Source organism: Microcystis aeruginosa LEGE 91341 (genome assembly GCF_015206885.1).
In the GTDB taxonomy this organism is placed as follows: domain Bacteria; phylum Cyanobacteriota; class Cyanobacteriia; order Cyanobacteriales; family Microcystaceae; genus Microcystis; species Microcystis aeruginosa_H.
This window is the reverse complement of record NZ_JADEXY010000041.1, coordinates 25,854-32,111: the sequence shown is the minus strand read 5'-3', so window position 1 is coordinate 32,111 and position 6,258 is coordinate 25,854. Positions and strand designations below refer to the sequence as shown.

At 45.7% G+C, this 6,258-nt stretch carries 5 protein-coding genes; 3 read left to right on the top strand and 2 right to left on the bottom strand.

What is annotated here, in order from left to right; translation table 11 throughout:
* Window positions 1-263: 263 nt before the first annotated feature.
* Window positions 264-1,628 (bottom strand): asparagine--tRNA ligase, encoded by a 1,365-nt coding sequence (gene asnS / locus IQ234_RS08475; RefSeq protein ID WP_193956768.1) that lies wholly within the window; start codon window positions 1,626-1,628, stop codon window positions 264-266.
* An 81-nt stretch (window positions 1,629-1,709) separates the two neighbouring features.
* On the opposite strand from asnS, the gene IQ234_RS08470 reads away from it, so the two are divergent.
* Together IQ234_RS08470 and IQ234_RS08465 are read left to right on the top strand one after the other, a co-directional pair.
* The gene (locus IQ234_RS08470) at window positions 1,710-2,108 is read left to right on the top strand and encodes an NINE protein (protein ID WP_002788179.1); all 399 of its coding nucleotides are present in this window, start codon (window positions 1,710-1,712) and stop codon (window positions 2,106-2,108) included.
* A complete protein-coding gene (locus IQ234_RS08465) occupies window positions 2,105-2,635 on the top strand; it encodes a ComEA family DNA-binding protein (RefSeq protein ID WP_193956767.1) in 531 nt (176 codons plus the stop codon). Before IQ234_RS08470 ends, IQ234_RS08465 begins: the two co-directional genes overlap by 4 nt.
* Window positions 2,636-2,813: 178 nt before the next feature.
* On the opposite strand, the gene gyrA is transcribed toward IQ234_RS08465, so the two are convergent.
* A complete protein-coding gene (gyrA, locus tag IQ234_RS08460) occupies window positions 2,814-5,366 on the bottom strand; it encodes a DNA gyrase subunit A (RefSeq protein WP_193956766.1) in 2,553 nt (850 codons plus the stop codon).
* Between the two features lie 367 nt (window positions 5,367-5,733).
* Here gyrA and IQ234_RS08455 point away from each other — a divergent pair, with 367 nt between their 5' ends.
* Complete coding sequence (locus tag IQ234_RS08455) at window positions 5,734-6,258, top strand: hypothetical protein (RefSeq protein WP_193956765.1); 525 nt, start codon at window positions 5,734-5,736, stop codon at window positions 6,256-6,258.

Sequence of the window (6,258 nt, the reverse complement as noted above, 5' to 3'; positions counted from 1 at the left end):
GTCCAGAAGTACCCCCCGAAAATCCCCCCACCCCGGAAACCAAAGCGGTGGAAAAAACTCCAGATGCAGAAAAAAGTCCCGATGTCAATCCATCTAAAGATGGAGAAACTGAAAGTATTCCCTTAGAAGTTATTCCCCCCGCACAGTAAAATCGGACAAAATCAATTTCTGGTGGGATAGGGTTGATTCATGAATCAACCCTACAGATCCCGGACAGTAAAATCGGACAAAACAATTTCTGGCCGTCGATCCTAGACATCAACCTAAAAGTCGGCACTTAAAGGGGTACGGGGGAAAGGAATCACATCGCGAATATTGGTCATTCCCGTCATGAATTGTACCAGACGCTCGAATCCTAAACCAAAACCGGCGTGGGGAACGGAACCGTAGCGACGCAGATCTAAATACCACCACAAGTCATCGGGATTCATTCCCTGTTCCTGCATTCTTTGGATTAATACATCTAATCGTTCTTCCCGTTGGGAACCGCCGATAATTTCGCCGATCTTGGGAGCTAAAATATCCATAGCAGAAACAGTTTTATTATTGTCATCTAGACGCATATAAAAAGCTTTGATTGTCTTGGGATAATTGGTGACAATCACGGGTTTTTTAAATAGTTCTTCCGCTAGATAACGTTCGTGTTCTGACTGTAGATCTACGCCCCATTCTACTGGAAACTCGAACTGACGATCGGCTTTTTCTAATAACTCGATCGCTTCACTGTAGGTAATCCGGCCAAACTCACTATTAACGATATTTTCGGCCGTACTTAACACCGTTTTATCGATACGTTCGTTAAAAAACTGCAAATCTTCGGGACAATTTTCTAAGACGAATTTAAAGATATATTTCAGAAAAGCTTCCGCTAAATCCTGATCTCCTTCCAGATCACAAAAAGCCATTTCCGGTTCCACCATCCAAAACTCGGCCAGATGACGGGAAGTATTAGAATTTTCGGCGCGAAAAGTCGGGCCAAAAGTGTAAACATTAGATAAAGCCATGGCCATTACTTCCGCTTGTAATTGTCCACTGACGGTTAAATAGGCCCGTTTACCAAAGAAATCCTCGGCAAAATTGGCGGGTTTTTTTAAATCTAAACTGGTGACAGTAAATAATTCTCCCGCACCTTCGCAGTCGTTAGCGGTAATAATGGGAGTATGTACCCAAATAAAGCCTTTTTCTTGGAAAAAACTGTGGATAGCGGTAGCGCAAGCGTTTCTAACCCGCATTACTGCCCCTAGGGTGTTTGTTCTTGCTCGCAGATGGGCAATAGTTCTCAGAAATTCAAAGGAATGACGTTTCTTTTGTAGGGGATATTCTGGGGGACAGTCACCATAAAGGGTGATTTCGGCCGCTTTTAACTCGATATTTTGCCCTTTACCCGGGGAAGGAACCAAATTTCCCGAAATAGCGATCGCCGCTCCCGTACTAATTGCCTTTAGTACATTTTCATAATCGGGTAAAGTCGGTTCGAGGATAACTTGTAAGTTGGCCAGGGATGAGCCATCATTAACTTCCAGGAAAGTAAATTCTTTTAATTCTCGTTTTGTTCTCACCCAACCCTGCACGGTGACGGATTGATCCGGTTGTCCTGTCTGAAAGATTTCCTTGATTCTGCTAGTCATCGCGTATCCCTATGTTAGAACCAAAGAGTATTTTAGAATAGAAGGTTCAGATCAGGCTAAAATCAATCTCGAACAGGTCTCATGCTTCTGGTGGAAAAATTATTAAGTAAGCCCAAAAGCCGTAAATTAGCGATTTTTTTGGCTTTTATCGGTAGTATTCTCGCTTTACCCTTTCCTATTGCTGGTATTCATAAATTTTATCTCGGTCAACCTCTCTGGGGAATTATTTATCTTCTCCTTTGGCAAACTCCGATTCCCCGGGTGGCTTGCGCGATCGATGCGGTGTGGTATTTAATCCAAGATAACCAATTTTTGGCTAACTATTTTCCCACTGCCACCGCTGCTGCCACTGTCCCCAGTTTAGAGCCTAAACAAGTAGAGGCGATCGGGGCAGCTTTAAGGGAATTAGAGCGCCTCCGGCAAGAAGGATTGATTTCTGAGTACGAATTTGAAGAAAAACGGCGACAATTACTACAATGACACCGCAAAACTGGTTAGGACGCACTTTTAACCCTTTAAAAGCCAAAATTAGCAATGATCCCTATTATCGCTTTCGTTCCCTTGATGAGATCGCTATGGCGGCACAATTGGGCATTAAAATTAATGTCAGTCAAGCGGGTGTGGATGATTGGCTGCGATTGCCGGGGATATCCATCCATCAAGCGCGGATGTTGGTGGAATTGTTGGGTATGGGGGTAGAATTGCTTTGTCTTGAAGATCTAGCGGCTGCTTTGAGTGTTCCTGTGGTTAGATTGAAAGCTTGGGAACCGATTCTAGAATTTGCCTATTATAGCCCCGAAAGTCACCTCGCACCCCCTAAAATCAATCCTAACACCGCCTCGATCGAGCAGTTAACCACCCTACCCCTGATCAGCGATAATTTAGCAGCTGCCATTATTAAAAATAGAGAAGAACAGGGATTATTTAAGAATATTGTGGATTTTAAAGGGCGTTTATCCCTAGACGCTCAGGAAATATCCCAATTAATGCACTTTTTTCAGTTTTAATCCCAAATCCTCAGGAAAGGAGACAGAAGATAGGAGTCAGGAGTCAGGAGTCAGGAGTCAGGAGTCAGGAGTCAGAAGTCAGGAGTCAGAAGATTATTTTTATTTATTCTTCCCACTTCATAATTCATAATTCATAATTCCCGCACCCCACTTCCCACTTCCCCACTTCCCAGCAAATCTAACTGTCTTCAGATTCCTCCGCATCACTAGGGGGAACTAGGGCGACAGCAGCGATCGCATCGTCCTCATCGAGTTTTTGTACCCGGATACCTCCGGCCGATCGCGATTGGGGAGTAATAGCATCGACGGATTGACGGATGATAATACCCCGTTCGGTGATAATCATAAATTCCTCGTTGGGGTTAACAACGTGCAGAGCCGCTAATTTATCGTTCTTTTTGCGGAATTTAATCACTCTGACTCCTAATCCCGCCCGATTTTGCAGCCGGAGGAGGGTAACGGGAACCCGTTTTCCTAGTCCTGCCATGGTAATTGCTAACACCCAGGGGCCATTATTAGCCACTTCGGGGTTAATTTCTTCGCTTTCGTCCTCGGTTTCTTCTTCGTTAGATTCAGCGATTTGGGCGACAATTTGGCTAGGCAGGATGTCCATACTGATTAATTCGTCACCTGAGCGCAATTTCATCGATTTTACGCCTTTAGTTGCCCTTCCCAGGGAGCGCAATTGTTGACCATCGGCCTTAAAATGAATTGCCATCCCCTGACGAGAACCGATAATGACGCTATCTTCCTCTTTAGCCAAGCGAACCCAACGTAGTTGATCACCGTCTTCGAGAGAAATGGCGATTAAACCGTTCGATCGAATATTACTAAAGGCAGCGAGGGCGGTTTTCTTGATAAATCCCTTTTGTGTGAGCATAATCAGGTAATTATCCTCGCTGAACTCGCTGACTGCCACCACCGAGGTGATTTTCTCCCCTTTGGGAATCTCTAACAGTTGCACGATCGGAACCCCGCGAGCGGTACGGGAACCGGTGGGGATATGATAGGCGTTGAGACTATAGACAACCCCGCGATCGGTGAAAAAGAGAACGCTATCGTGATCGCGGCAGGTGATAAAGTGATCGATGCCGTCGTCTTCTTTCATTTTTGCGCCAGCTTTGCCCCTTGTCGCCCGATTTTGGGACTCAAAGGTATTAACGGGCATTCTTTTGATGTAACCCTGTTCGGTGACGAGAATTAAGGCCTGTTCGTTGGCAATCAGGTCAGTTTCGGCGATTTCTCCTTCCCGTTGTTCAATATGACTGCGACGGGGGGTAGCGTGAATCGTTTTGATCTGTTGCAGTTCTTCCTCGATAATGCTGTCGATCCGTTCTTTTCTGGCTAAAATATCCTGAAGATCACCGATTTTTGTCAGTAATTCCCCGTGTTCTTGCTGAATTTTCTCCGATTCTAGGGCGGTTAACCGTCGCAGCTGCATTTGTAGGATTGCGTCCGCTTGCACCTCCGAAAGACCAAAATTCTGCACTAATCCCTCTTTTGCACCAGCTGTGTCGGCAGCACTGCGAATCAGGGCAATGACTGCATCGAGACTAGCGAGGGCAATTAGTAAACCCTGAAGGATATGGTCCCTTTCCTCGGCCTTGCGGAGTTCATAACGGGTACGACGGGTGATCACTTCTACCCGAAAATCGAGGAAAACCAGGAGAAACTCCCTTAAGGTCAGTAATCTCGGTTCATTATCGACTAATGCCAACATATTCGCCCCAAAATTCGACTGGAGGGGCGTTTGTTTATAAAGATTGTTGAGGACGACGCGAGGATAGGCATCTCGTTTCAGTTCGATCACCACCCGGATGCCGTCGCGATCGCTTTCGTCCCGCACATCGGAAATACCGTCTATTTTGCGATCATTGACCAAATCGGCGATTTTTTCGATTAATGCCGCTTTATTGGTTTGATAGGGCAGTTCGGTGATGATAATAGCATCTCGATCGGGTCTTCCCCTTTGTTCGATGGTTTCAATGGAGGCGACTCCCCGCAGGGTAATGGAACCGCGGCCGGTGGTGTAAGCTTCCTGAATACCGTCTCTGCCAAGGATATGCCCCCCGGTGGGAAAGTCCGGCCCCGGGATATAACGCTGTAATTCCGTATCGGTGAGATCGGGGTTATGGATGAGGGCAACGGTTCCATCGATAATCTCGGCCAGGTTGTGGGGGGGGATATTGGTGGCCATACCGACGGCGATCCCCGATGAGCCATTAATTAGCAGTTGTGGGACTCTAGAGGGTAAAACCACGGGTTCCTGTTGGGAACCATCGAAGTTATCGGCGAAATCGACGGTTTCTGACTCGATATCCTGTAGTAGGGCGTTGGTGGCTAGGGTGTGCAGACGACACTCGGTATAACGCATGGCTGCCGGGGGATCGTTATCGATCGATCCGAAGTTACCATGACCGTTAATCAGGGGATCGCGCATGGAGAAATCCTGAGCCATGCGGACGAGGGCATCGTAAACAGCAGTATCCCCGTGGGGGTGGTATTTTCCTAATACTTCCCCGACGACTCTAGCGCATTTGCGGAAGGGGCGATCGGGAGTTAATCCTAGTTCGTACATCGCGTAAAGAATGCGCCGGTGTACGGGTTTCAGTCCGTCCCTAGCGTCGGGCAAGGCGCGCCCGACGATGACGCTCATGGCGTATTCTAGATAGGAACGGGACATTTCATTGCTTAAGTCTGTGGGGACGACATGATCCTGGGCGGCGGTCATAGGGGGGTTAACTCCAATAACAAGGCAAAAAAAGCGTTTTTGTGAGTAAATTCGCTAAAAATCGGGCTTTTACCCTTTTGATGTGCAGAATATGCCCATTTGTAGGACTATTTTACCATAAAATCCCTCTTTTTTCTGGTTTAAAACAGTGCCAAGTCAGTAGCGATCACAAGAGGAAAAAGCAAATGGTAAAGACCACTTTTAGCAGTTTTTCCCCCGATAATTTAGGATAAAATAAAAATGCGATCGAGAGTTAATATTATGGATTGATCGGCAGCTCAAGAATCGATGATGATTGAGATTAATGATCCCTTAACTCCAGCGAAGACTATTATCTTGATTTTCCCAGCGCAAAAATTACCCCAAAATGCTTACTCCTCTCCTCTGGCAAAGTGCCAATCCCAACCCCGATAATCTGGAGAATTTCCAAATTATTAGCCAATGGTGGCAAGATTTAAATCTTAAGGAAGTCTTCTGGCAACAGCGTTTAATTCCCGATACTGGCTCTCTGGAAGATATTAATTGGGAGCAGCAAGGTTTTGATGAAAAGTTTAGCATCCAAATGCCCCAAATTAGGGGGATTACCCTCTATTGGCATAAATCTACTTTTGCTGACGAAAGAAGCATGACACCTAAACAATTAATTTTAGATCGGGAACAGGAGCAGTTATATATTTATCCCCAATCCCAACCTAGTTTAGTTATTCGGGTGACGAAACCCCATCTAGTTTATCAAAAATTCGAGCTAAAAAATCCTCTCCTGGTTGGCAAAAAAGCGGAAAGTGAATATATTTTACTGTTCAGGGATAAAGAACAGCAAATAGAAGTTAAAATTAATCTCAGTTCTGAAAATTATCGGCAATTTCTAGAAACCATGACTGAGGATCAATAA

Excerpts from the sequence above, each read along its gene's own strand:
- asnS (WP_193956768.1), bottom strand. The coding sequence starts at position 1,628 with ATGACTAGCAGAATCAAGGAAATCTTTCAGACAGGACAACCGGATCAA.
- IQ234_RS08470 (WP_002788179.1), top strand. The coding sequence starts at position 1,710 with ATGCTTCTGGTGGAAAAATTATTAAGTAAGCCCAAAAGCCGTAAATTA.
- IQ234_RS08465 (WP_193956767.1), top strand. The coding sequence starts at position 2,105 with ATGACACCGCAAAACTGGTTAGGACGCACTTTTAACCCTTTAAAAGCC.
- gyrA (WP_193956766.1), bottom strand. The coding sequence starts at position 5,366 with ATGACCGCCGCCCAGGATCATGTCGTCCCCACAGACTTAAGCAATGAA.
- IQ234_RS08455 (WP_193956765.1), top strand. The coding sequence starts at position 5,734 with ATGCTTACTCCTCTCCTCTGGCAAAGTGCCAATCCCAACCCCGATAAT.